Consider the following 22,352-nt stretch of genomic DNA (forward strand, 5'->3'; position numbering starts at 1 on the left):
TGGCCCGCCGATTACTGAGGTGGTGGGGCCGTGTCGTTCTGGGGGTGCCCCGTGGTGACACAGCCCTTTCTAAATGTGCGCGACGTGGGGCTGGTGGCACCGAACGGCCAACCGTTACTTTGCAACGTCAGCTTTGACCTTGAGCAAGGTGCGACGCTGGCAATTGCCGGGCCGAACGGGGCGGGCAAGACCTCGTTGTTGACGGTTCTTGCAGGGCTGGTGCGCCCGAACTCCGGCAGTGTTCTGCTCAGAGGCAAGGCTGTCAATCAGTTGAGCGCGCAAGAAAAAGCCCGTGAAATTGCCGTCGTCAGCCAGCAGGAGCAGCCGGACGGCCGGTTGACATTGCGTGACTACGTGGCGCTTGGGCAAATCCCGATCTGGCACCTTCACGCGGCGCGCGAACATGCCCGGGCACTTGATGATGTACTGGACCTGACAGGGTTGGCAGGGCTGGCCGGCAAGCCGATGGCGCAGCTGTCAGGCGGCGAACGTCAGCGTGCCTATATCGCGCGTGCGCTGGCACAGCGGCCGCAATTGCTGTTTCTGGACGAGCCGACCAATCACCTGGATCCGGATGCCAAAGGCCGGATGTTGTCGCTGATCGCCAATCTCGGGATCACGATTGTGACCATTCTTCATGATCTTGTACTGATCCCGGAGTTTACCACCCATCTGGCCCTGATGCAGGACGCCCGTCTTGTTGGGTTTGGCCCTGTCGAATCCGTGCTGACCCCGGAAAGCGTGCTGCACACATTTGGGGTGCGCTATCTTCAACTCCCGCATGAGGGGCGCTTGGTCCCCGCGTTGGATATCCGCAAAACCCCTCCCTCATTCACTCCCCCCAGAAAGGAACACCCGTGAACAGATTTTTGACAACTGCAGTTGCGCTGCTTTTTGCCGGCGCGGCAACGGCGCATGAAGTCCGCGTTGATAATTGTGGCGACCCCCTCGTTTTCGAGAGCAAACCCGAGCGGTTGATTGTGCATGACATGAACATGACTGACATGGCCTTTGCCCTTGGGCTTCAGGAAAATATTGTCGGGCTGACCGGTATTACCGGATGGTATAAGACCAGCCCCGATTTCGATACGCAGCGCGGCGATATCCCGGAACTTGCACCAAAGTATCCGACACTTGAGAACCTTGTCGCAGCCAAGCCGGACCTGTTCTTTGCCGGATGGTATTACGGTATGCGCCCGGGTGGCGAAGTAACGCCGGACACGCTGCGCCCCTTCGGCATCAAGACGATGGTCCTCACGGAAAGCTGTGTGCATCTGGACAAAGAGCGCCCCGAAGCCACGATGGATTTGCTGTTCAACGACGTTTTGCGCCTTGGCAAAGTCATGCACGTCGAAGAGCGGGCCGAGACGCTGGTTGCCGAATGGCGCGCACAGCTGGCTGGGATCGAAGCCGGAACTGCGGATTTGGCCAAGCCGCGGGTATTCTTGCTGGATGGTCCGGCGGACGCGCCCTTTACCGCTGGCAAGTTTGCGATTCCCGACGCGATGATCGCGGCGGCGGGTGGCGAAAACGTGACCCATGATCTGGATACCAGCTGGGGGCGGACGTCATGGGAAGTTGTGGCGGCCAGCAACCCCGAATTTCTGGTTCTTCTTGATTATCAGACCGGCAACGGGGCCGAAGACACCTTTAAGTTCCTTCAGGAACATCCTGTGATGTCAGGGACCGACGCTGTGAAGAACGGCAACTGGATCGGCCTGCGCTATGAAGAGCTGACACCTGGGCCTGCCAATATTGAAGCAATTGCCAAGATGGCGCGGGCGATGCACCCCGACATGAACTAGGGTGATGCGATCCGGTTTTTCATTGGTTATCGGGGCGGCTTCGTTGGTCGCCCTGATTATGGTGTCGGTGTTATTCGGCACGACCGAAATCAGCATCCCTGATGCTGTTCGCGCAATCCTGCGCGGTCTTGGCCTGAGTACAGGCGAGATGACGACCACCGACCGGATCATCTTTGATTTGCGATTGCCGCGGGCTCTGTTTGCGCCATTGATCGGGGCCGGCCTTGGCGTGGTTGGCGTTGTTTTGCAGACCACAACCCGCAATGATCTGGCGGATCCGTTCCTGTTTGGCCTGTCCTCTGGCGCAGCGGCGGGGGCTGTCGCAGTCATTTCGCTCACCGGTGACGTGCTGGGATTCTGGACACTGCCTCTTGCTGCGTTTTGTGGCGGATTGCTGGCGTCGACAATTGTGCTGGGTCTGGTTCAGACCATGCGCAGCAACACGCCAGAAAAGTTGATTCTCGCAGGGCTTGCCGTGTCGTTTCTGTTCTCTGCTCTGACCAACTATCTTATTTTTGCCGGCGACAGTCGCGCGGCGCATTCGGTCATCTTCTGGATGCTGGGCGGTCTGGGACTTGCCCGCTGGGAAGCCTTTCCGCTGGTGTTCTGTGGGCTTGGGCTGATCTTCGGGTACAGCATGTTCAAAGCCCGCCCGTTGGATGCATTGCTAAGTGGGGATCAAACCGCACAGAGCCTTGGAATTTCGGTCAAGGCGCTGCGGTTCAAGTTGTTTTTTGTGGCGGCGCTGGCAACCTCGGCCTTTGTGTCGGTTGCCGGTGTCATCGGATTTATAGGGCTGATGGTGCCCCATCTTGCCCGTGGTCTTGCCGGCCCGCTGCATCGCGCTTTGATCCCGACTGCTGCGCTGGTTGGCGCATTTCTGCTGACCCTGTCGGACATAATCGCACGGTTGTTGCTGGCACCGCAGGAGTTGCCGGTCGGGATCGTGACGACCTCGCTGGGTGCCCTGTTTGTCTGCGTGCTTTTGCTCAAGACGGGCGGGCGGAAATAGACGTTTTGGTCTGGCGGTGCAGGGTGGTCAGTTCGGTGCCCTGCCCACCGCACCACTGATTCACTTTAGCCGGCAAGCTTGCGCATCGCCGCTTCTATTGGACCACGTTTGAACCAGCGCGCCCAGACCAAGGCATAGAGAGTCGCCACCAGACAGAACAAAACGGAGGCGACAACGGCATTTGCAACGCTCTGGCCCTCTAGCATACCAAGAGCCTCAAGGGTGCCCATGCCGATCAGGATATGGGCGATGTAAAGTGTCAGGGTCTGCCGTCCTGCGGGCACTATCAGTTGCAAAAGGCCCAAGGTCTTTAGGTGGTCGGAAACCATCAGGCAGATACCGACCACAATGCTGGCCGCGCCCAGACCGGCGAGCATGTAAAGCGGCATGGGCGGCACGGGTTCCGTGGTTACCAGTTCGGCAAGTTCGGGGTCAATCTGTCCCAGTTGCGCCCCAAGTGCCCCGCTTATCAGACCAGCACCGGCAAAGGTCACAATACCACCCAGAACAAGCGTCGCCTGTGTGGCGCGCTGGGCAAGAGAAATCCGGCTGAGAATGATGCCGAACACAAGAAAGCCCAACCACGGGATGACCGGATGCCAGCCATTGAAGAACAGGTTTCGGACGAATCCAACAGGAGTCCAGAAACCGGAATAGGTATAGTCGTCCCAATTCCATCCGGCGTCATAATCCAAACCGAGAATCATCAGGGTGAATACAATGTTCAACCCGATCAGAACCGTGAAAAGCGCGCCATTGGCCAAAGGCAGCAATAAGACCCCGAACAGGAAATAAAACGCATAGTAATGCAGAATGTCCGCATCAAAGATCGTCATGTTCAGCAGGCCAAGTAGCAGCAGAAAAATGGCACGTTTGACCGTGACAGAGATCGTCTGATCCAGCCCCTTGCGCCCTGCCAGCCCCAAGCCGATGCCAGCAAGAACCACAAAAGTGGCCGCGGCCCGACCTTCAAGGGCGGTTGTCAGGTTGTTGAGCAGACCGGTCTGGTCTTCCGCGCCCATCGCAATCTTGAAGTTGACAATTACCATACCGACAAAAGCGACGTAGCGCGCCAGATCAAGCCCTTCGAGCCTTGCACCAGAGGATTGTGAAGCGTTCATTTGAGCGCTGGCCTTTCTTGTGTTGAACCGTTTTGCGGTTGTTGTGTGTCAGCATTCGCATCGGACTGAAAGTAATCCGGTCGCCATGACAGCCCGCCGAATATGATCCGCAGGCGGTCCTTCATCGTTCGGCATTTTTTGACGTCGTGCCAGATGCTGGCGAATTCGGTGAATGTGATCCTGACGGGGTTGTTGGTGTGGATGTTGCGGGTCAGACCGTAGACAACTTTTTCCTCTTCGCGCTCAAAGGTGCCAAACAGCTTGTCCCATATCATCAGGATGCCGCCATAGTTCTTGTCCAGATACTGGTTGTTTGACCCATGATGAACCCGGTGGACCGATGGCGTGTTGAATACCTCGTCCAGCCAGCCCAGTTTCTGGACCCGTTCTGTGTGGACCCAGTGCTGGTACTGCGCAACTAGGATCAGCGCGACCAATGCCTGAAAGGGGTTGAACCCGATCAGGATCATCGGAATGAGGAACGCCCACTCAAAGAAGCCTTCGACAATGCTAAGGCGGAAACCGACGGTAAGGTTATAATCCTCAGAGCTGTGATGCACGCTGTGGCTTGCCCATAGAATCCGATGTTCATGCTCCAGCCGGTGCATCCAGTAATAGGTGAAATCGGCGGCCAGCAGGGCCAGTACCCATGTCCATGCTGTCATTGGGATGGACAATGGTGTCAGATAATAGAAGGGAAGCAATGCGACAAACCCCAGAGAGGCAATTGCGGTTCTTTCGATCCCCTTGTGGGCGATGAAGATCGCGCAATTGGCCAGCGTATCCTTCCACCGCCGTTCCTTACTGGTCAACAGGTCCAAAATAACCTCGAAGACGGTGATCGAGATATTCACGATAAACAGGGTGGCCACGACAAGCATGACCTGATGGACGTCGAACAGTGAAACGAGTTGGTCGATAGACATGTGAGCGCTCCTGAATGGCAGTTGGCTTGGTGTCGGGATTAGGCTTTATCGCCCGATGCTTTTGCGTTGGTATCGGGGATAAAGTAGAGAAACCAAAGAAACCAAAGCACGCTTGTGAGGTCCCACCATGTGCCATCCGCTTGGAACACATCAAAGAGCTTGGGCAATGCGAAAACCCCAATCAATCCGAGGAAGCCAAGGTACCAGTGTTTTTGAATCGTCATGATAAGTCCTTTTAATACAAACTGCTCGATGATATGAACGAACGATCGTTCATAATATGAGTTTCGATATTGCGAGTGTCAACCAGTGACCAAGAATGAAAAGCCGATCCACCCGCGCAAGTTCGAAATCAGTCGGGCTGCGGTCACCTGTTTTCTGGAGCGCGGCTATCACCAGACCGGGGTACGTGACATCGCCAAACAGGCGGGAATCAGTCTTGGCAATCTCTATAACCACTTCAAGGGCAAGGAGGCGGTATTGGCCTTCATCGCCGAGATTGATGGCAAAGAGCTGAACGGGTTTATTGAAAACCTGGCAGAGACTGCCGATCCTCGGGCCGCATTGGAGGGGTTTATCGACGACTATGCCGCCTATGCTTCCCGACCGGAGAACGCATTGTTGGGGGCCGAAATCCTGACGGAAGCGTTGCGCAATGAAACCATCGCCGAGGTATTTGGCAAAGACCGCCGGCGGATGATAGATGCTTTGGCCGGCTGTCTGGGCCGCGGTGCAAAAGCCGGGGTATTCAAGCCGCTTAGCGACGAAACGACAGTTGCCTGGTTGATCCTCGACGCATTGGAGGCGCAGGGCTTGCGAAGCCTTTCCAACTCGGCCCAAGGTGCCGCAACACTGAAGAACATCCGCGGGTTTCTTTTGGGGGGGGTCACGCCCTAATGCGCTATTTGTTCAGAGCCTAGCCTATGGTTGCCTGTCGTCTTTTGTTGCCCATGGCGCGGCCGTCACGAATGCTCATTCCCATGAGCGTTAGATTGACAGCACCGGCAATCAACTCGACACCCTGTAAGATAAAAAAGGTTGTGTCAAACTCCCCCGCACTTGCCTTGGCCTCAAGATAGACGGCCAAGGGCAAAAGCACTAACAAGCCGTTGGCGGCGATGAAAGGCATCCGCTTTTTCTTGGCGCGGGCAGGCAGGTCTTTTCGCCGCTGCCCCATGGACATGCCTGTGGCCCCGACGATGGCCATTGACGGGACGAGAACAAACATTCCCTTAAGGATCATTCCTTTTACAAACGCGACCGTTTCATGTGTCCCGAACATTTCACTGGCCACTGTCGAGGACCAGAACGTAAGGATCATCAGAAAACCGATCCCCCCTGCGAATGGATGTATCTTCTTGATCATTTTGGTCTCCCTCATGCTGTACAGTGGTTTTCGACCGCGAGCTTCTTGAACAGATGCGGGCGGGCAACTGCGCTGGCTGGATATTCGGCAATGCGCCGCTGGAATTCCGGATGGGAAAACGCGTTGCGAAAGCTCTCAACATCCTGCCAAACCGCGTAGTTCACATATGTGGAGCTGCCGGCAAGTCCCTTGTGCAATTGGGTCGAGATATAACCCGGCTGGGCCTTCATGAAATCGGCGTCATGCGCCCAAGCCTTAAGCAGCGCTTCTTCGTCTGCCGGTGCGACGGTAAAGAGATTGACCAATACAATCGGCCCTTCTTCTGACTGCATCTGATCGGCAAGGGTTACAGCCGAGTCGAGTTCTTGAAATCCTGACATGGTCGTCCTTTCTAAAGTGTTTAGATAGCATGCTATCTATTATTGCATAGCAAGCTATGCAACTGTTATTTGGAGCCATGGAATTTAAGAAAGAAGACTCAGCCGGCTATCTCATTAACCACGTGGGCAGATTGTTCGCCAAAGGCCTGCAGGAGCGAATCGCGCCCCTCGGGCTAACGATTGGGCAGTTTCCGATCTTGCTTGAGCTGTGGCAGTCAGACGGAATTTCACAACGGGAGTTATTGGCCAAGATCGATGTCGAGCAGGCGACGTTGGCAAATACCCTAAACCGGATGGAACGGGACGGGCTGGTGAAGCGAACCAAGCATCCGGCAGACGCCCGGGCGCAACAGATTTGGCTGACTGATTACGCAAAATCCTTAAAAGACGCGGCATATCAGGCTGCCCGTGACCAGAATGCCGCTGCTCTAAATGTTCTGAGTGGCGCTGAACAGCGCACCTTCAATGACCTGATGCGCCGGGTGATCTTAGGAATAAAAACCTGATTGAAAACCGTGGATTAGCGGCGATGAGTGGCCGCTATCCGTGATATCTCCTCATAGATTCCAGCCAGTATATTGAGGGTCTGCCCCGCTTCTTTCAAACGATTGTCAAACTCTGGCAAGCTCTTGATCTGTTCAATCAAAAGCCGCGCCCGAACGGCGCTGTAATCGTCAGTAATTTGCTTGCCTTTGTCGGTCGCTTGATAGGTGACGCCTGTTCTGCCTGACCCCTGCTTTTCGATTAACCCTTCGCTAACCAGTTTGCGCATCGAATACTGGATGTTGGGGATGTCATCGCGGTTTGTTAGCCGCGCAAGTTCCTTGATGCTTTTTGCCCGGTCATTCATGCGCACGATGTGCAGCAACGCGTTCTCGGGACCGCTGGCGGCCAGGTCCCCGACAGAGGCCAGACACTCGGTTTGCCAACGCCCGAAAGCCTCAAAACACCGCATCAGGGAAAACTCCAATTCGGTACAGGCCACCTCGGTTTCGCTGCCTGAAAGGTGCCAGCGATAGTTGAGATCCTGGGTGTCTTGGTCTGTGGGCATGATGGGCTCTTTCGCAGTTCAGGCAGAGCTTACTTTCGAATTTGTTTGACGGAAAGAGATTTTGGCGTACAGTTTAAGCTTAAAAATTAAATTAAAAGTCTATCTAAACGGGAGGAAATGAGATGGCTAAGAATATGATGAAGGACAAAACGGGCTTCAAACTGGGGACGTTTTCGTCAAACTGCTCTTCGGGAATGACTGTTACCAAGTCGCCGGACCGCTGGGTAAACAGCTGGGAAAACAATCTGAAACTGGGCAAGATGCTGGATGAGGCGGGCATTGATTTCATGCTGCCCATCGCCCGCTGGGTGGGGTACGGCGGTGAAACGGATTTCCATGGTGGTGTGCTTGAAACGGTCACCTGGGCCACGGCGTTGCTGGCGTCGACCAAGAATATTAGTGTTTTTGCGACAATGCACACCGCAGCCAATAATCCGGTTGTGGCGGCCAAACAGGTCGCCACAATGGATCAGGTTGGCAACGGTCGCGCCGGGTTGAACATCGTCGCCGGGTGGAACAAACCGGAATACGAGGCGCTGGGGCTGACCTTGGCTGACGATCACGAGACGCGTTATGGTTATGCGCAGGAATGGTTTGATATTATCCAGAAACTGTGGACGTCAGAGGAGTACTTTGACTGGGACGGCACCTATTTCAACCTCAAACATGTTGCCGGTGACCCCAAGCCGGTGGACGGTCGCCCGCCAATCCTGAACGCGGCGGGGTCCGAAATTGGGCGTGCCTTCGCAACCGACAATGCGGACTACCTGTTCACGCCCGCGATTGATCTGACGCGCTCTGTCGAAGAGATCAAAGAGCTGAAAGAGCTGGCCAAGACCAAAGGCCGTGATGTTGGGGTTCTGACCTTCAGCCATGTCATTTGTCGCGAAACCGAGGAAGAGGCCACAGCCCTGCGGGACCGTCTGATGGGGGATCTGGCAGACTGGGATGCGGTTGATAACCTCGTCAATCTGCAATTCGCGCATGCGCAATCTTTCCCGCATGATCTGCTGGCCCAGATCAAGGATCTGTTCGCGATGGGGCACGGTGGCTTTCCGCTTGTGGGCACGCCGCGTCAGGTCGCAGACGGTATCATCAAGCTGCACGAAACCGGCTTTTCTGGGACGACACTGTCGTTTGTCGACTACGTCGAGGAGTTCCCCTATTTCCGCGATAATGTTCTGCCCTTGCTTGCAGAAGCTGGCATTCGGTAATGGGCGTGTCCTTTCAAAAAGACTTCACCAACGCGCTTCGGGCGTTGGTGGGCAACTGTTCGGTGATTACGGTGGGGGACGGCGATGATGTTTCGGGCCTTGTGGTAACCTCTGCGATTTCGCTCAGCGCGGAGCCGCCGTTGCTGCTTGCCTGCGTTAACCGCGCCTCATCCAGCTGGCCGTTGCTGGAAAAGTACCGCAGGTTTGGCTGGTCGTCGCTGGGTGCTGAACATCAGAAAGTCGCCGAAAACTTTTCCGGGTTCGGGGGCGTGAAAGGGGCCAAACGATATGAAGGTGCCGAATGGGAGGTTGCCCAAACCGGTGCCCTGCTTCTGAAAGGGGCCCCTGCGGCGTTCGATTGTGAAGTCGAGGAAATGATCGACCGGGCAACCCATTCGATTGTGATCGGGCGGGTGCGGTCCATTCAGGCGTGCGAGAACACCGGCGCATTGGTCTATTGGAATGGATCGTTCATGCCACTGGCCAAGGCGTCCTAGAGCTTTTTGAGTTCAACTTGAGATATCACGCCCAGCCTCCACCGCGGTGTGATGATGATCGGGTTGGCGCGTTTGCGCCGCCGGTCATTGCGCGGTGCGGCCCTGTTGTTTTTGCTCGGTGATCCAGTTGGTGATTTCTTTCAAAGCACCTGGTGCAAAGGCGAAACGTCCTTCCAAAACGAAGCGTGCCTTTGCGATCCATGACCAATCTTCAACCAGCTGCCAGTTGTAAGGGCTGGATTTCAACAACCCATGTGTCGCCTTGGGCCAAAGGGTGATTTCGCTGCCTGTATTTCGGGCTTCCAATGCCCGAGTATAGATTGCCGAGTCGCGCCCGGCATCGACGTTCAGGTCATCTGCACCCCAAATGGCAAACAGTGGCAGGTCAAGATCGGCCAGATACGGGCGTGCATCGGCCTGCCGGTTCCTGCGGATGAAGTGCCAGCGGTCCGTCGACATGCCCGCCGGCGCATGTTCCGCTTGGGCATTGGGACCAAAAATCCGGTCATCAGTCTGCCGTTGCGCTGTGATGGTCTCATCTATTGCCGCGCGGTCCATGCCAAGTGCGGCCAGCCGGACAGAAGTGTAATAATCGCCTTGATCCTGCCAAGAGACGGCAGCACCGATCAGCACAAGAAAATCGGCGTCTTCCTGCGACAATTGTGGCAAGACCCATCCGGCCTGTGAAAATCCGAGCGCCCCAAGGGGGATCGCGTCAAAGCGCTGTTTAAGTAAACGCAGGGCGGCGCGGGTTTCGTCCACCCGATTTGCCATGGATTGATGCAGCCAGTTCCCGCCAGACCGACCGACGCCGGGCTTGTCCCAGCTTGCGACGGCGATTCCGCGGTCGAGAAAGGTATTGATGAACGGCGCATAGCCTCCGCCTGACAGCCGGTCTTGGGCACCATCACCATGCACGATGACCACAGCGGCCAGCGGCGGCCCGTCTGGCAGCCAAAGTGCCCCCGAAACCGAAGCCTCCCCGTTGTTGAAATCGAAATCTGCGCTTTGCCACCGGTCCAAGTCATGGTCCGCAAGACGCCAGAACATGACTCCAGCCGCAGCGATGAGCGTTAGGGCATATGAAATGATCAACCGAGGTTTCACCTGAACTTGCCCCGAAAATTCAATTACTCATTGGGATAGAATGCCATCCGGATGAGATCAATCGCCATATCCTCAGTTTCAGATCCGCGCCTCATCGTATAGGGCAGATCGCCTATGTAGGATTTGTGCGCACAGCTTCCCAATGGGCACCCATTGCAACGATACAGGACGTGCCATTCGCATAGCTCTGGACGATCACCCAATCGCCATTTCGCGCCGTAACCCAGACCTCAAGCATGGTTTCCGGGTCGCGCAGTCCCATGCCCTGACGCTTGGCCCCCAGAACCTGCTCTAGGGTCTCTGTCATACGCGCGCTGTCGTCACAGCTGACATTGGCCAGTTGCGCCTGCGCAAGCCCGGGCAGGGCGATACAAAGATAAAGAGTTAAAACAAGACGATAGATCATATCTGAAACCCAGCTGCGTGGGCCTTAAGTGTAACAGTTAAATGACGGCCTGTGGAAAAATTTGCCTACCCCGTTGGATTAAGTGGGCCGCCAACCGGAAAAGGGACCAATACGGATTGTCATCGTTCCGTTGCACAAGTTTTAAGAAACTGAATCTAAAACGTCATTTGTCTGTCGCGTTCACGGGCTACTCGCCTCCCAAACAAGGGGGCGATATGCTGCACATCGACAAGTTGACCAAACGGTTCGGAGACAAGATAGCCGTGGATGCGGCCAACATCTCGGTCGATACACCGACTATGATCGGGATCATCGGGCGTTCCGGTGCCGGCAAATCCACATTGCTCCGTATGCTCAACCGTCTTAGCGATGCAACGACAGGCACGATCACCTATCAGGGCGAAGACATCACCGCGCTGCGCGGTGCCGCAAAGCGCAACTGGCAATCACGATGCGCCATGATTTTCCAACAGTTCAACCTTGTCCCACGCCTGGATGTTGTTTCCAATGTTTTGCACGGCACGCTGAACCGGCAATCCACGCTTGCAACCCTGTTCAATCTTTATCCGCAGGCGGACATTCACAAAGCCATCGAAATTCTTGATCGCTTGGGCATTGCCGAACAGGCACCCAAACGCGCCGAAGCTCTGTCAGGGGGGCAGCAGCAACGCGTCGCCATTGCCCGCGCGTTGATGCAGGACCCCAAGATCATTCTGGCAGATGAACCGATTGCCTCGCTCGACCCGATGAATGCCCAGGTTGTCATGCAATCGCTGCGCACCATTCACGAAGAAGACGGACGTATGGTTATCGCCAATCTGCACACGCTGGATACGGCAAGGCGCTACTGCGACCGGGTGATCGGGATGCGGGATGGACGGATTGTTTTTGACGGCACACCCGAACAGCTGACAACCGGCGTGGCCCGCGACATTTATGGGGCCGGCGCGAATTTTTCCGAAGCGGCGACATCAACCGAAATCGAAACACTGGACAGGCCGGAAGTCCGCGACGCGGAGGTCTACGCCTGAGCCAGTTCATCCCGCGCAACTGGCGCAGGACACTTTACCGAACCCGCCCTTTGGCAGCCGCAAGGCGATAGGGCAGTAAACCTAGGAGAAGACAATGAAAAAGACCCTCGCACTGGCGCTTGCCGCCACCACGGCCCTCAGCTCTGCTGCTTTCGCCGAAGAAATCACCGAATTCCGCATCGGCATTCTGGGTGGCGAAAACGCCCAGGACCGGATGAACTCTTACCAGTGCCTCGCCGATTACACGACCGAAGCGCTGGGTGTTGAAACCAAACTGTTCGCGCCAGCGGACTACAACGGTGTGATCCAGGGCCTGCTGGGTGGCAACATCGACATGGCATGGTTGGGTGCATCCTCTTATGCTGCAACTTTCCTGCAAGATGCCGACGCGGTTGAACCGGTTCTGATCAAGGTCAACGTGGATGGCTCCATCGGCTATCACTCCATCGGTTTTGCCCGCAAGGACAGCGGCGTAACATCTCTGGATGATATGCAAGGCAAGGCTTTCGGCTTTGGTGATCCGAACTCGACTTCTGGCTACCTGATCCCCTCGATCGAGATCCCGCAGTACAAAGACGGCATCACTATGGAAAGCGGCGTGTACTTTGGCGAAGTCAAATTCACCGGTGGTCATGAGCAGACCATTGTCGCAGTCAACAATGGCGACATCGACGCCGGCGTGACATGGGCTGACGCACAGGGCAACTGGGAAGATGGCTACAACTCCGGCGCGCTGCGCAAAGCGGTTGATGCGGGCCTTGTTGACATGAACGACATGGTTCAAATCTGGAAATCCAACGTGATCCCAGAAGGCCCTGTTGTTCTGCGCAAAGCTCTGCCCGCTGACGTGCGTGAAAAAATGACCAAACTGGTCGACGAGCTGCATGAGCGTGATGCCGACTGTGCCTACGGTGTCGCAGCTGGTGAAACGCTGGGTTTCCAGCCAGTGACCCATGACACCTACATTTCCATCGTCGAAGCGCGCAAAGCCAAAATCGGCGGCTAAGTCATTTTCATGACGTTTCCGGCGGCCCTTTCGGGGGCGGCCGGTATTTTTTTGTCCGGGGGTCGGGATGGCAGACATATCACTAAGTGGCGCGGCACAAAGCGTTGACAGCATACAGTCAAGTTATGGCGCGCAAGTACAGCGTCGGCGGCTCTATGGCGGGCTGATGCTATTGCTTTTTGTGGTGCTGATGGTGTCGGGGTTCAACATTGCCGACGACCGCAACGCAGGCGGTTTCTGGAACGGGCTGCATCAGATCGGTGATTACCCTGCTGACGTGTTGTCCGAGGCCTGGGAAAAACGCGCTGACTTGCCGGTGCTGATTGCAAAATACTTCCCGGCTTTGGTTGAAACCGTGAACATTGCCGCCGTGTCGACTTTGATCGGTGCCATCGGCGGGTTGGTCCTCTCGATGCTTGGCACCCGTGGTCTGGCCAGATGGCCACGGCTTATCCCGCTGTTCCGCCGTATCTCCGACATCATGCGGGCGGTGCCCGAAATCGTGATCGCGCTGGTGCTGATCTTTGTTCTCGGCGGCGGGCCGGTTCCTGCGATGATCGCCATCGCCATCCATACGGCCGGCGCGCTGGGCAAGATGTTTTCCGAAGTGGCCGAAAATACAGACCTAAAACCCGTCGAAGGGCTTGCCTCAACAGGGGCCACATGGTCGCAACGCATGCTTTTGGGCGTGTTGCCACAGGTCGCGCCGAATTTCGTCAGCTATGCCTTGCTGCGTTTCGAAATCAATATCCGCGCCTCTGCCATTCTTGGATTCGTGGGCACCGGGGGCATTGGCTACGAGTTGCGCAATGCGATGGGCTGGGGGCAGGGCCGGTTCGACGATGCCGCCGCGATTTTCATTCTATTGTTCGGCACCATCGTGTTTTTCGATCAGGTATCCAGCCGTTACCGTAACCGATTGACCGAAGGGCAGGCACAATGACCGCAATTGATCTGAATACCACCAAACAGCACGCAGACCGATTGTTTCAGCGCAAACGTCTGATCGGGTTTGGAATTCCTGCCGTGATTGCAGTGTATTTCCTCTATATCTTCTTTGCCTTTGATTTTGCCGGACTTGCGCAACGGGCCAATCTGGAAAACGCGGTTACGCTGGCCTCTGACAGCTGGTCTCACAAGGTTCATGTAACGCGTGACAACCGGTCGGGAGAAACGACCTATGCCGTTGAGGGCGAGCGCAAAGGCCGATATCCAGACGGCCAGCGTCCTGAATGGGTCACCGGTAAGGACGTCATATCCATCGACATTGGCGGTGATCACATTGTGCGCTATCTGCCCCAGAACCGCACGGAAATCGACATACCGGGCATGGCTTTGATCAAGGTACAGGCCAAGGGCCGCAAGCTGACACATAACCTGCCTGAGGATCGGCCGGACTGGATATCGGTTTCCGACCGGCGCATCGGCATTGTCACGCCCGAGGGGCGGATCACAATGACCGGTGCCCGTACCGAAGTGTTCAACTATTTCCCCGGATGGGAATTGTTCTGGTTCACCCTCGACAGCCCGTATCACGGGCATAGCGTCGCCAGCATCATGTTTGGCGAACGGCTTGACCCGGCGCGGTCAAACATAAACGGCGCGCTTTCGGATTGGTGGAACAATGCCATGTGGCGCCACAAGGATGTTGCATGGGCGATTGGCGAAACGATCTTGATGGCTTTCCTTGGCACGATGGGCGCGGCCATCATCGCCTTGCCGTTGGCGTTCTTCGCTGCCAAGCGTTTTTCGCCCTTCATGGTGGTCCGGGCCACGGCCCGCCGCTTGTTCGATTTTGTGCGTGGGGTGGATGCGTTGATCTGGACGGTGGTCCTTGCCCGTGCTTTTGGGCCTGGCCCGCTTACGGGGGCGCTGGCCATCCTGATCACGGACACCGGCACCTTCGGCAAGATTTTTTCCGAGGCGCTGGAAAATGTCGATCAGAAGCAGATTGAGGGCGTAGCATCGACCGGTGCCAAACCGCTGCAACGCTATCGCTTTGGTGTGATCCCGCAGGTGGTGCCCGTGCTGTTGGCGCAGATCCTCTATTTTCTTGAATCCAACACCCGCTCTGCCACCATCATCGGCGCAATTACCGGTGGCGGTATTGGCCTGATGCTGACACAGGCAATCCAGACCCAAAAGGATTGGGAAGAGGTCGCCTATTATATCATCCTGATTATCGTCATGGTGATGTTCATGGATTGGTTCTCGGGCTGGCTGCGCGGCAAGCTAATCGGGCGCAAAAACTGATGGCCCGGTTGTCAGCGGACACGCCTTTCATCCATGCGGGCTGTGAAATTTCCAACAGCACCTTTGGGGCTTATGTCGAAATTGGCAAAGGCAGCCGCGTGGCGCATTCGGTCTTTGGAGACTACAGTTATTGTGACCGCTATGCGGATGTCGCCAACGCGCAGATCGGCAAGTTTTCCAATATCGCAGCCTTCAGCCGTATCGGGGCCACGGACCATCCGTTGCACACCGCCGCCTGCCACCATTTTCTTTACCGGTCTGATGACTATTGGTCGGACACGACACGCGACGATGCGTTCTTTGCTCTGCGTAAATCCCGTATCGCCCATATTGGAAACGACACGTGGATCGGGGCAGGCGCGATGATCAAACCCGAGGTCACGCTGGGCCACGGGGCGGTTGTCGCCGCTGGTGCTGTTGTGACCAAGGACGTCGACCCTTACACCATTGTGGCCGGTACGCCGGCACGGGTTTTGCGATTGCGCCAACCGCGCAACATTGCAGATCGCCTGATTGCGCTGGCTTGGTGGGACTGGCCGCATGACGTGCTGCGCACAGCACTGGAGGATTTTCGCAACCTTGAGGCAGAGGCGTTTTTGGAAAAACACGAGGCCTAGGCTTCAAGTGTCAGCGTGACCCGATCCCCTGCAAACCAAGTGCGGCCATATTCCACTGGTACGCCGGCTTGGTCCACATTGACGCCTGTGGTCCTCAACAACGGATCCCCTTCGGCAATCTGGAGATGCAATGCCTGTGTGGCAGAGGCACGCACCGGCGTTAGCCGCGTGGATGCACGGGTGTAATCGGCGGTGCCCACAGCCTCTAGCGCCTCGGTGACACTGGATGTGTCGGTGAATGCCGCGGTGATCCCCTCAAGCCGCCCCAGCGGAAACAGGCTTTCGAACAGCGCAATGGGCAGACCGTCAGCGAAGGACAGACCATGATAGGCGCAAACCGGATCGCCGTTGTTGATGGCCAGCGCAAGGGCCTCGCCCTGGGTGGCAACGCGTTCCTCAAGCGCCAACATGCGTTTTTCAGGCCGACGTCCGGCAGCGATCAGGTTTTCGTGGAACCGCACACGTTTCCCTATGGGATATTCCGTCGGTGTTGCCGCGACAAATGCACCAGCGCCGCGTCTGGTACGGATCAGCCCCTCATCCACCAAGGCGGAAATACCGTGGCGCACCGTATGCCGGTTGACACCAAAGCGATCGGCCAATGCGGCCTCTGTCGGCAGTTTGTCACCGGGGCGATAGCGCCCCTCGGAAAGGTCGCTGCGCAGGGCATCCGCGATTGCTTTCCAGATCGGGGTTTTGGGGGGACTGTCACACAAGTTTCACAAATCTCTTCTGTTATTGCGACGAGGTTCTGCTAGAATAAGTATAGTTGTATAGTAATTGGAAAAGTTGTCGAGATGAAAGACAGTTTGGACGAAAATAATCCCCGAAAAGCGTGGATGAGCGTGTTGGCAAAAGCGCCGGAAGGCCGGGTTCCCGCCCTGCTGGATACGGTTGGCGAGCGTCCTGTGTTCACCTGGTTACGCGCGCCCGAGGTTGGCAGCACCATGATACGCGGTCGTGCTGGCGGCACCGGCGCACCGTTTAATCTGGGTGAGATGACAGTGACCCGCTGCGCGCTGACCTTGGCCACCGGCGAGGTCGGACATGCCTATGTTCAGGGGCGGCGCAAGGTCGATGCCGAAGCTGCAGCGCTGGTTGATGCGATGATGCAGACGGAGGCGGCGGACCTGTTGCGCAGTTCCGTGCTGAGCCCGCTTGAAGAGGAGCAGGCCGCCGCAAAGACCGCCCGCGCAGCGAAGGCTGCTGCCACAAAAGTTGATTTTTTCACAATGGTCCGAGGAGAGGATTGATGCAGGCTGAAACCCTATCCGGCGGGTTTGCCGATCCGGCGACCCAGTCAGCCCATGCCTTTCGCAGTGTGATGGAAGCCATGGCGCGCCCCGGTACGATTCACGACATCAGCGGTGCGGCCCCGCCCGCGCCCCTGTCCAATGCTGCGGGCGCTGTTCTGCTGACGCTGTGCGACACGGAAACCCCCGTCTATCTGGCGGGAGAAATGGATTGCGCAGCAGTGCGCGCGTGGCTGGCCTTTCACACAGGCGCACCGGTGACCGGGCCATCGCAGTGTATGTTTGCGGTCGGGACATGGTCGGCATTGGTGCCGCTTTCGCCCTACGCTATTGGCACCGCCGAATACCCGGATCGCTCTGCCACGTTGATCGTGGAGCACCCCGCGCTGACGGCGTCGGGTGTTACCCTCAAAGGGCCAGGTATCAAGACCAGCGCGTCCTTGTCGCTGCCTGATGTGCAGGCGTTTCACGACAACCACACCCTGTTTCCGCTGGGCTTGGATTTCATTTTGACCAGCGGCGACCGGCTTGCGGCTTTGCCCAGATCAACAGAGGTGCAATAATGTATGTTGCAGTAAAAGGCGGCGAGCGCGCGATCGAGAATGCTCATGCGTGGCTGGCCGAAGAGCGCCGGGGGGATACGAATGTACCCGACCTTAGCGTCGTCCAGATCCGCGAACAGCTAACGCTGGCCGTCAATCGGGTGATGGCAGAAGGCTCGCTTTATGATCCGGACCTTGCCGCGCTGGCCATTAAACAGTCGCGCGGTGATCTGATCGAGGCAATCTTTCTGATCCGCGCCTACCGCACCACCTTGCCCCGCTTTGGGGCATCCCTGCCCGTTGATACCGGGGCAATGTCATGTGACCGACGCATTTCCGCGACGTTCAAGGATCTGCCCGGCGGGCAGGTGCTGGGCCCGACCTTTGATTACACGCACCGTTTGCTGGATTTCAAACTGGCCGCAGAGGGAGATGTGCCTGCTGCGCCAACCCGCGAGGCAGAGCTGGGCGAAGTGCCTCATGTCACCGATTTTCTGAACCGAGAGGGCCTGATCGAAGAGGCCCCGCGACAGGACACACCGCCGCCCGACCTGACCCGCGAACCGCTGGAGATGCCGGCGGAGCGGGCCCTGCGTTTGCAGGCGCTGACCCGCTCAGACGAGGGGTTTACGCTGGGCCTCGCTTACTCCACGCAGCGCGGATATGCCCGTAACCACGCTTTTGTCGGCGAGTTGCGCATTGGCACCGTGCCGGTCGAGATGGATATCCCTGAACTGGGCTTTGCGGTTGAAATCGGTGAGGTAACCCTGACTGAATGCGAAACGGTCAATCAGTTCATGGGGTCGAAATCCGAACCACCGCAGTTTACCCGCGGCTATGGGTTGGTCTTTGGCCAGACTGAACGCAAGGCCATCTCAATGGCGTTGGTGGACCGGGCATTGCGTTGGGAAGAACTGGGCGAAGAAAACGTCGGTGCGCCAGCGCAGGATGCAGAATTTGTTCTGTACCACGCTGACAATATTCAGGCGACGGGTTTCCTCGAACATATCAAACTGCCGCATTACGTCGATTTCCAGTCCGAATTGGAACTGGTGCGCAAACTGCGCCGTGAGGCGGGTGCGGATCAGGTTCAGGAGGCGGCGGAATGAGCCCGGCAATATTCGCCCTAAAGTGCTTTCGGTTGAGCAGGGTCAGCTCTGCGCAGAAGCGTTCGCCATCCCCCTTCACCACAGTCCGAGGAGCATCCTCATGAGCGAATACAATTTTGCCTATCTGGACGAGCAGACCAAACGCATGATCCGACGTGCCATCCTCAAGGGGCTTGCGATACCCGGTTATCAGGTGCCGTTTGCCAGCCGTGAAATGCCGATGCCCTATGGTTGGGGCACAGGTGGCGTGCAGGTTTCCGCCGCCGTTCTCACACCCGAGGATCGGTTCAAGGTGATTGACCAAGGCGCGGACGATACAACAAATGCCGTGTCGATCCGCACGTTTTTTGAACGTACCGCCGGGGTCGAGACCACGACCAAAACCACCGATGCAACGGTGATCCAGACCCGTCACCGCATCCCCGAAGAGGCGCTGACCGAAGGGCAGGTTCTGGTCTATCAGGTGCCGATCCCTGAACCACTCAGGTTCCTTGAACCGCGCGAAAGCGAAACGCGCAAAATGCATGCCCTCGAGGAATATGGGCTGATGCACGTGAAACTTTACGAAGACATCAGCCGCCACGGGCATATCGCGACCTCTTATGCCTATCCGGTCAAGGTAGAAGGCCGCTATGTCATGGACCCATCACCGATCCCGAAATTCGACAACCCCAAATTGGGAGAGATGGCCGCGATTCAGTTGTTTGGCGCAGGGCGCGAACAACGCATTCACGCGCTGCCGCCTTACACACAGGTGGTCAGCCTCGATTTCGAGGATCACCCGTTTGAGGCGACCAAGGCGGATCATCCCTGCGGGATGTGCGGGGCGCTGGACAGCTATCTTGACGAAGTGATCACCGATGACGCTGGCGGGCGCATGTTTGTCTGCTCTGACACTGACTATTGCGAGGGCCGGCAGGCCGCAGGCTTTGTCGGTGAAATGAACCACCAGCGCGCATTTAGCGTTCAACCTTTATTGGAGACAGAAGCATGACTCCCCTTCTTTCAGTGCAAGGCATCACCAAGCGCTACGGGGCGCATATCGGTTGCGCGGATGTGTCCTTTGATCTTTATCCCGGCGAGGTCATGGGGATCGTCGGCGAAAGCGGATCGGGAAAATCCACACTGCTGAATTGCATGGCGGGGCATTTGGAACCGGACGCAGGCAAGGTTGTTTTTGATACGCGTGCCAATGGTCCAAAAGACACGGTTACGATGTCCGAACCGGAACGCCGCATGTTGTCCCGCACCGACTGGGCCTTTGTCCACCAGCACGCCCGCGATGGGCTGCGCATGGGGGTGTCCGCGGGCGGTAATGTGGGCGAACGCCTGATGGCTGTAGGTGAACGCCACTATGGAAACATCCGCGACAAAGCCACCGATTGGCTGGAACGGGTAGAGATCGATGCCGCCCGTGTTGATGACCGGCCTGTGACCTTTTCGGGGGGGATGCAACAACGCCTCCAGATCGCCCGCAACCTCGTCACCGGACCGCGTTTGGTGTTCATGGATGAACCTACCGGCGGCCTTGATGTCTCGGTGCAGGCGCGTCTTCTGGATCTCTTGCGCGGGCTGGTGCGTGATATGGGATTGTCGGCCATCATCGTGACCCACGACCTTGCCGTTGTGCGGCTGCTGGCCGACCGCTTGATGGTAATGAAATCGGGCCATGTGGTCGAGGCGGGTTTGACCGATCAGGTCCTCGATGATCCACAACACGCCTATAGCCAACTCCTTGTCAGTTCCGTTTTGCAGGTATGAACCATGATTGAATTGAAAGACGTTTCCAAAACCTTCACCCTGCACAATCAGGGCAGCGCGGTGATTGAAGTCATCAGCGATGTATCTTTCACCGTTTCCAAGGGAGAATGTGTGGCTCTCACCGGTGCCTCTGGTGCCGGCAAATCAACGCTGATGCGGATGATCTATGGCAATTACCTGACGCAATCGGGTGCCATCCGTATCGGTGACATGGACATTGTGCAGGCTGAACCGCGCGACGTGATTGCCCTGCGCCGCGAGGTACTGGGGTATGTCAGCCAGTTCCTGCGTGTCGTGCCCCGTGTGCCGACGCTGGATGTGGTTGCCGAACCGCTGCGCGCGGTGGGGGTCTCCGCTGCGGATGCGCAGGAGCGTGCTGCTGCCTTGTTGGCACAGCTGAACATACCCGAGCGGTTGTGGTCGCTTTCGCCCACAACATTTTCCGGCGGCGAACAACAGCGCGTGAACATCGCACGTGGGTTTGCCCATACCTATCCTGCTGTGCTGCTTGATGAACCAACGGCCAGTCTGGATGCCGCAAACCGCGAAGTCGTGCTGTCGCTTATTGAAGAGGCCAAGGCGCGCGGTGCTGCGATTATCGGTATTTTCCATGATGAAGCGGCCCGTGCCCGTGTCTGTGATCGTGAAATTGATGTTGGCCGCTATACCCCAGGAATGGTCGCATGAACGCGGGGCGTTTGATCGCGGTGGTCGGCCCCTCAGGGGTTGGCAAGGACAGTGTGATGGCGGGCATTCGCAATGCGATGCCGCATACCCATCTGGTGCGCCGTGTCATCACCCGTGCCCCCGGGCTGGGTGGGGAGGATTTCGATGCCGTTTCTGATGCGGAGTTCGCAAGTATGGCCGCGAACGGTGACTTTGCTGTGTTTTGGCACGCGCATGGATTGTCCTACGGCATCCCCGCCTCGGTGAAGGGCCAGCTGGCCGCAGGCACGGATTGCCTTGTGAACTTCTCGCGTCAGGCATTGGCTGAGGCGGCAGCGCTTTTCCCCGGTTTCAGGGTTCTGAATATCACAGCAAAACCTGAAACGCTGGCACAGCGCCTCGCTCAGCGGGGACGCGAAACCCCTACCGAGATTGCAAAGCGGCTTGCGCAGGCGGCAAAACCTCTGCCGGCGGGCCTCGACGTGATCCACTTGTCCAACGATGGTCCGCTGGACCGGACCATCACGCAGGCGGTAACTTTGCTTCAACCGGTTAGGGCATAGCGATGTATCAGCTGGAACCGCCCGTCCGCCCGCGCCCCACACAGCGCAATCTGGTCGATCACGAAAGGCGCGGGCAAATCCGGCAACATGTAGCGGACATGGCCGGCCCAATCCTTCAGCCCATCTTTGGGCAGCCGGCCCGACAAGGTCAGGTGAAATTGCAGCTCGTCCATGACATAGGGATAACCCCATTCCATCAGCAGGGCTTCTTGTTGTGCGGAAAGGCCAGCCTTGCGCCTCCGCGCAAGCTCTGCGTCGCTGGCCGGGGCGCGGAACCTGTCGAGGTCACGCACGCACGCCTCTGCCAGATGGCGGATTGCGCCGGTATCTCCTTGCGGCACCAGCGCCAGAAACCGGCCCAGTGTTTCCAACACCAGGCCATCACAGATGGCTGGCGCAATCGAGGCCGCCAGCAACGATGTCGCCTTGTCCAAATCACCAAGCCCCAGCCCGTCAGCAAGCCGAAAGGGCGGTTTCAACGTCCCGTGAAACCCGTATTTGCGCGGTGTCATCGTGATGTCATGCAAATCGGGCAGATCGGGCTGAGATGCCTCAACACCTCGCGCAATATCCCAGCCCAGCCAGGCCGCACCAAAATCGGCCAAGGATCCCTCGGGCGGTACATAGTAAATCGCAAATCGAGAATATGACATGAACTCCCCTTTT

Annotated in this window: 29 protein-coding genes; 19 read left to right on the plus strand and 10 right to left on the minus strand. The window is 57.2% G+C overall.

Annotated features, from left to right (window positions below; translation table 11 throughout):
• The first annotated feature begins 54 nt into the window (after positions 1-54).
• From HKX44_RS11685 to HKX44_RS11695, 3 genes are read left to right on the plus strand one after another with little or no spacing between them, the layout of a single operon-like run.
• Complete coding sequence (locus HKX44_RS11685) at positions 55-861, plus strand: ABC transporter ATP-binding protein (protein ID WP_276151501.1); 807 nt, start codon at positions 55-57, stop codon at positions 859-861.
• Positions 858-1,805 (plus strand): ABC transporter substrate-binding protein, encoded by a 948-nt coding sequence (locus tag HKX44_RS11690; RefSeq protein WP_276151502.1) that lies wholly within the window; start codon positions 858-860, stop codon positions 1,803-1,805. Before HKX44_RS11685 ends, HKX44_RS11690 begins: the two co-directional genes overlap by 4 nt.
• A 4-nt stretch (positions 1,806-1,809) precedes the next feature.
• Complete coding sequence (locus HKX44_RS11695) at positions 1,810-2,817, plus strand: iron ABC transporter permease (RefSeq protein WP_276151503.1); 1,008 nt, start codon at positions 1,810-1,812, stop codon at positions 2,815-2,817.
• A 65-nt stretch (positions 2,818-2,882) separates the two neighbouring features.
• On the opposite strand, the gene HKX44_RS11700 is transcribed toward HKX44_RS11695, so the two are convergent.
• From HKX44_RS11700 to HKX44_RS11710, 3 genes are read right to left on the minus strand one after another with little or no spacing between them, the layout of a single operon-like run.
• Complete coding sequence (locus tag HKX44_RS11700) at positions 2,883-3,938, minus strand: DUF418 domain-containing protein (protein WP_276151504.1); 1,056 nt, start codon at positions 3,936-3,938, stop codon at positions 2,883-2,885.
• Complete coding sequence (locus tag HKX44_RS11705; protein WP_276151505.1) at positions 3,935-4,864, minus strand: sterol desaturase family protein; 930 nt, start codon at positions 4,862-4,864, stop codon at positions 3,935-3,937. Before HKX44_RS11705 ends, HKX44_RS11700 begins: the two co-directional genes overlap by 4 nt.
• A 38-nt stretch (positions 4,865-4,902) precedes the next feature.
• A complete protein-coding gene (locus tag HKX44_RS11710) occupies positions 4,903-5,088 on the minus strand; it encodes a hypothetical protein (protein WP_276151506.1) in 186 nt (61 codons plus the stop codon).
• Between the two features lie 85 nt (positions 5,089-5,173).
• Here HKX44_RS11710 and HKX44_RS11715 point away from each other — a divergent pair, with 85 nt between their 5' ends.
• A complete protein-coding gene (locus tag HKX44_RS11715) occupies positions 5,174-5,761 on the plus strand; it encodes a TetR/AcrR family transcriptional regulator (RefSeq protein WP_276151507.1) in 588 nt (195 codons plus the stop codon).
• A gap of 19 nt (positions 5,762-5,780) precedes the next feature.
• On the opposite strand, the gene HKX44_RS11720 is transcribed toward HKX44_RS11715, so the two are convergent.
• Positions 5,781-6,230 (minus strand): hypothetical protein, encoded by a 450-nt coding sequence (locus tag HKX44_RS11720; RefSeq protein WP_276151508.1) that lies wholly within the window; start codon positions 6,228-6,230, stop codon positions 5,781-5,783.
• An 11-nt stretch (positions 6,231-6,241) separates the two neighbouring features.
• A complete protein-coding gene (locus HKX44_RS11725; RefSeq protein WP_276151509.1) occupies positions 6,242-6,610 on the minus strand; it encodes an antibiotic biosynthesis monooxygenase family protein in 369 nt (122 codons plus the stop codon).
• Between the two features lie 77 nt (positions 6,611-6,687).
• Between HKX44_RS11725 and HKX44_RS11730 the strand changes: the two genes are divergently transcribed.
• Complete coding sequence (locus HKX44_RS11730; RefSeq protein ID WP_276151510.1) at positions 6,688-7,116, plus strand: MarR family winged helix-turn-helix transcriptional regulator; 429 nt, start codon at positions 6,688-6,690, stop codon at positions 7,114-7,116.
• 14 nt (positions 7,117-7,130) lie between these two features.
• Here the strand turns inward: HKX44_RS11730 and HKX44_RS11735 are convergent, their stop codons facing one another.
• Complete coding sequence (locus HKX44_RS11735) at positions 7,131-7,661, minus strand: winged helix DNA-binding protein (RefSeq protein ID WP_276151511.1); 531 nt, start codon at positions 7,659-7,661, stop codon at positions 7,131-7,133.
• A gap of 122 nt (positions 7,662-7,783) precedes the next feature.
• Here HKX44_RS11735 and HKX44_RS11740 point away from each other — a divergent pair, with 122 nt between their 5' ends.
• Positions 7,784-8,875, plus strand: coding sequence for an LLM class flavin-dependent oxidoreductase (locus HKX44_RS11740; RefSeq protein ID WP_276151512.1), 1,092 nt, complete (start codon positions 7,784-7,786; stop codon positions 8,873-8,875).
• A 5-nt stretch (positions 8,876-8,880) separates the two neighbouring features.
• Positions 8,881-9,372, plus strand: coding sequence for a flavin reductase family protein (locus tag HKX44_RS11745; RefSeq protein ID WP_276153719.1), 492 nt, complete (start codon positions 8,881-8,883; stop codon positions 9,370-9,372).
• 84 nt (positions 9,373-9,456) lie between these two features.
• Here HKX44_RS11745 and HKX44_RS11750 read toward each other — a convergent pair whose 3' ends face one another.
• On the minus strand, positions 9,457-10,422 hold the full coding sequence (locus tag HKX44_RS11750) for an alpha/beta hydrolase (protein ID WP_276151514.1): 966 nt from the start codon (positions 10,420-10,422) through the stop codon (positions 9,457-9,459).
• A gap of 169 nt (positions 10,423-10,591) precedes the next feature.
• A complete protein-coding gene (locus tag HKX44_RS11755; RefSeq protein WP_276151515.1) occupies positions 10,592-10,885 on the minus strand; it encodes a hypothetical protein in 294 nt (97 codons plus the stop codon).
• Positions 10,886-11,100: 215 nt separating this feature from the next.
• On the opposite strand from HKX44_RS11755, the gene phnC reads away from it, so the two are divergent.
• From phnC to HKX44_RS11780, 5 genes are all read left to right on the plus strand, one after another.
• Complete coding sequence (gene phnC, locus HKX44_RS11760) at positions 11,101-11,916, plus strand: phosphonate ABC transporter ATP-binding protein (protein ID WP_276151516.1); 816 nt, start codon at positions 11,101-11,103, stop codon at positions 11,914-11,916.
• Positions 11,917-12,010: 94 nt separating this feature from the next.
• Positions 12,011-12,922 (plus strand): phosphonate ABC transporter substrate-binding protein, encoded by a 912-nt coding sequence (gene phnD / locus HKX44_RS11765; RefSeq protein ID WP_276151517.1) that lies wholly within the window; start codon positions 12,011-12,013, stop codon positions 12,920-12,922.
• Positions 12,923-12,989: 67 nt separating this feature from the next.
• The gene (gene phnE / locus HKX44_RS11770; RefSeq protein ID WP_276151518.1) at positions 12,990-13,865 is read left to right on the plus strand and encodes a phosphonate ABC transporter, permease protein PhnE; all 876 of its coding nucleotides are present in this window, start codon (positions 12,990-12,992) and stop codon (positions 13,863-13,865) included.
• Complete coding sequence (gene phnE, locus HKX44_RS11775) at positions 13,862-15,175, plus strand: phosphonate ABC transporter, permease protein PhnE (protein WP_276151519.1); 1,314 nt, start codon at positions 13,862-13,864, stop codon at positions 15,173-15,175. The genes phnE (HKX44_RS11770) and phnE (HKX44_RS11775) overlap by 4 nt, the downstream gene beginning before the upstream one ends.
• Positions 15,175-15,792, plus strand: a complete 618-nt coding sequence (locus HKX44_RS11780) for a DapH/DapD/GlmU-related protein (protein WP_276151520.1) — start codon at positions 15,175-15,177, stop codon at positions 15,790-15,792. Before phnE (HKX44_RS11775) ends, HKX44_RS11780 begins: the two co-directional genes overlap by 1 nt.
• Here HKX44_RS11780 and phnF read toward each other — a convergent pair.
• Positions 15,789-16,508 (minus strand): phosphonate metabolism transcriptional regulator PhnF, encoded by a 720-nt coding sequence (phnF, locus tag HKX44_RS11785; RefSeq protein WP_276151521.1) that lies wholly within the window; start codon positions 16,506-16,508, stop codon positions 15,789-15,791. The two genes, HKX44_RS11780 and phnF, sit on opposite strands and share 4 nt — an antisense overlap.
• An 81-nt stretch (positions 16,509-16,589) precedes the next feature.
• Between phnF and phnG the strand changes: the two genes are divergently transcribed.
• The 7 genes from phnG (at position 16,590) to phnN (ending at position 21,686) form a co-directional block, all read left to right on the plus strand.
• Positions 16,590-17,045 carry a phosphonate C-P lyase system protein PhnG gene (gene phnG, locus HKX44_RS11790; protein WP_276151522.1) on the plus strand — a complete coding sequence of 152 codons (456 nt, stop codon included), beginning with the start codon at positions 16,590-16,592 and terminating at the stop codon, positions 17,043-17,045.
• A complete protein-coding gene (phnH, locus tag HKX44_RS11795) occupies positions 17,045-17,608 on the plus strand; it encodes a phosphonate C-P lyase system protein PhnH (RefSeq protein WP_276151523.1) in 564 nt (187 codons plus the stop codon). The genes phnG and phnH overlap by 1 nt, the downstream gene beginning before the upstream one ends.
• Positions 17,608-18,696, plus strand: coding sequence for a carbon-phosphorus lyase complex subunit PhnI (locus tag HKX44_RS11800; protein ID WP_276151524.1), 1,089 nt, complete (start codon positions 17,608-17,610; stop codon positions 18,694-18,696). Before phnH ends, HKX44_RS11800 begins: the two co-directional genes overlap by 1 nt.
• A gap of 100 nt (positions 18,697-18,796) precedes the next feature.
• Positions 18,797-19,690: an alpha-D-ribose 1-methylphosphonate 5-phosphate C-P-lyase PhnJ gene (locus HKX44_RS11805; RefSeq protein WP_276151525.1), complete on the plus strand. Its 894-nt coding sequence runs from the start codon at positions 18,797-18,799 to the stop codon at positions 19,688-19,690.
• Positions 19,687-20,457 carry a phosphonate C-P lyase system protein PhnK gene (gene phnK / locus HKX44_RS11810; protein ID WP_276151526.1) on the plus strand — a complete coding sequence of 257 codons (771 nt, stop codon included), beginning with the start codon at positions 19,687-19,689 and terminating at the stop codon, positions 20,455-20,457. Before HKX44_RS11805 ends, phnK begins: the two co-directional genes overlap by 4 nt.
• Before the next feature lie 3 nt (positions 20,458-20,460).
• Positions 20,461-21,144 (plus strand): phosphonate C-P lyase system protein PhnL, encoded by a 684-nt coding sequence (phnL, locus tag HKX44_RS11815; RefSeq protein WP_276151527.1) that lies wholly within the window; start codon positions 20,461-20,463, stop codon positions 21,142-21,144.
• Positions 21,141-21,686, plus strand: coding sequence for a phosphonate metabolism protein/1,5-bisphosphokinase (PRPP-forming) PhnN (gene phnN, locus HKX44_RS11820; protein ID WP_276151528.1), 546 nt, complete (start codon positions 21,141-21,143; stop codon positions 21,684-21,686). The genes phnL and phnN overlap by 4 nt, the downstream gene beginning before the upstream one ends.
• Here phnN and HKX44_RS11825 read toward each other — a convergent pair.
• Positions 21,668-22,339: a DUF1045 domain-containing protein gene (locus tag HKX44_RS11825; RefSeq protein ID WP_276151529.1), complete on the minus strand. Its 672-nt coding sequence runs from the start codon at positions 22,337-22,339 to the stop codon at positions 21,668-21,670. The two genes, phnN and HKX44_RS11825, sit on opposite strands and share 19 nt — an antisense overlap.
• Positions 22,340-22,352 lie beyond the last annotated feature (13 nt).

Origin of the sequence: Sulfitobacter sp. M05, assembly GCF_029285175.1 — a bacterium.
Lineage (GTDB): Bacteria > Pseudomonadota > Alphaproteobacteria > Rhodobacterales > Rhodobacteraceae > Sulfitobacter.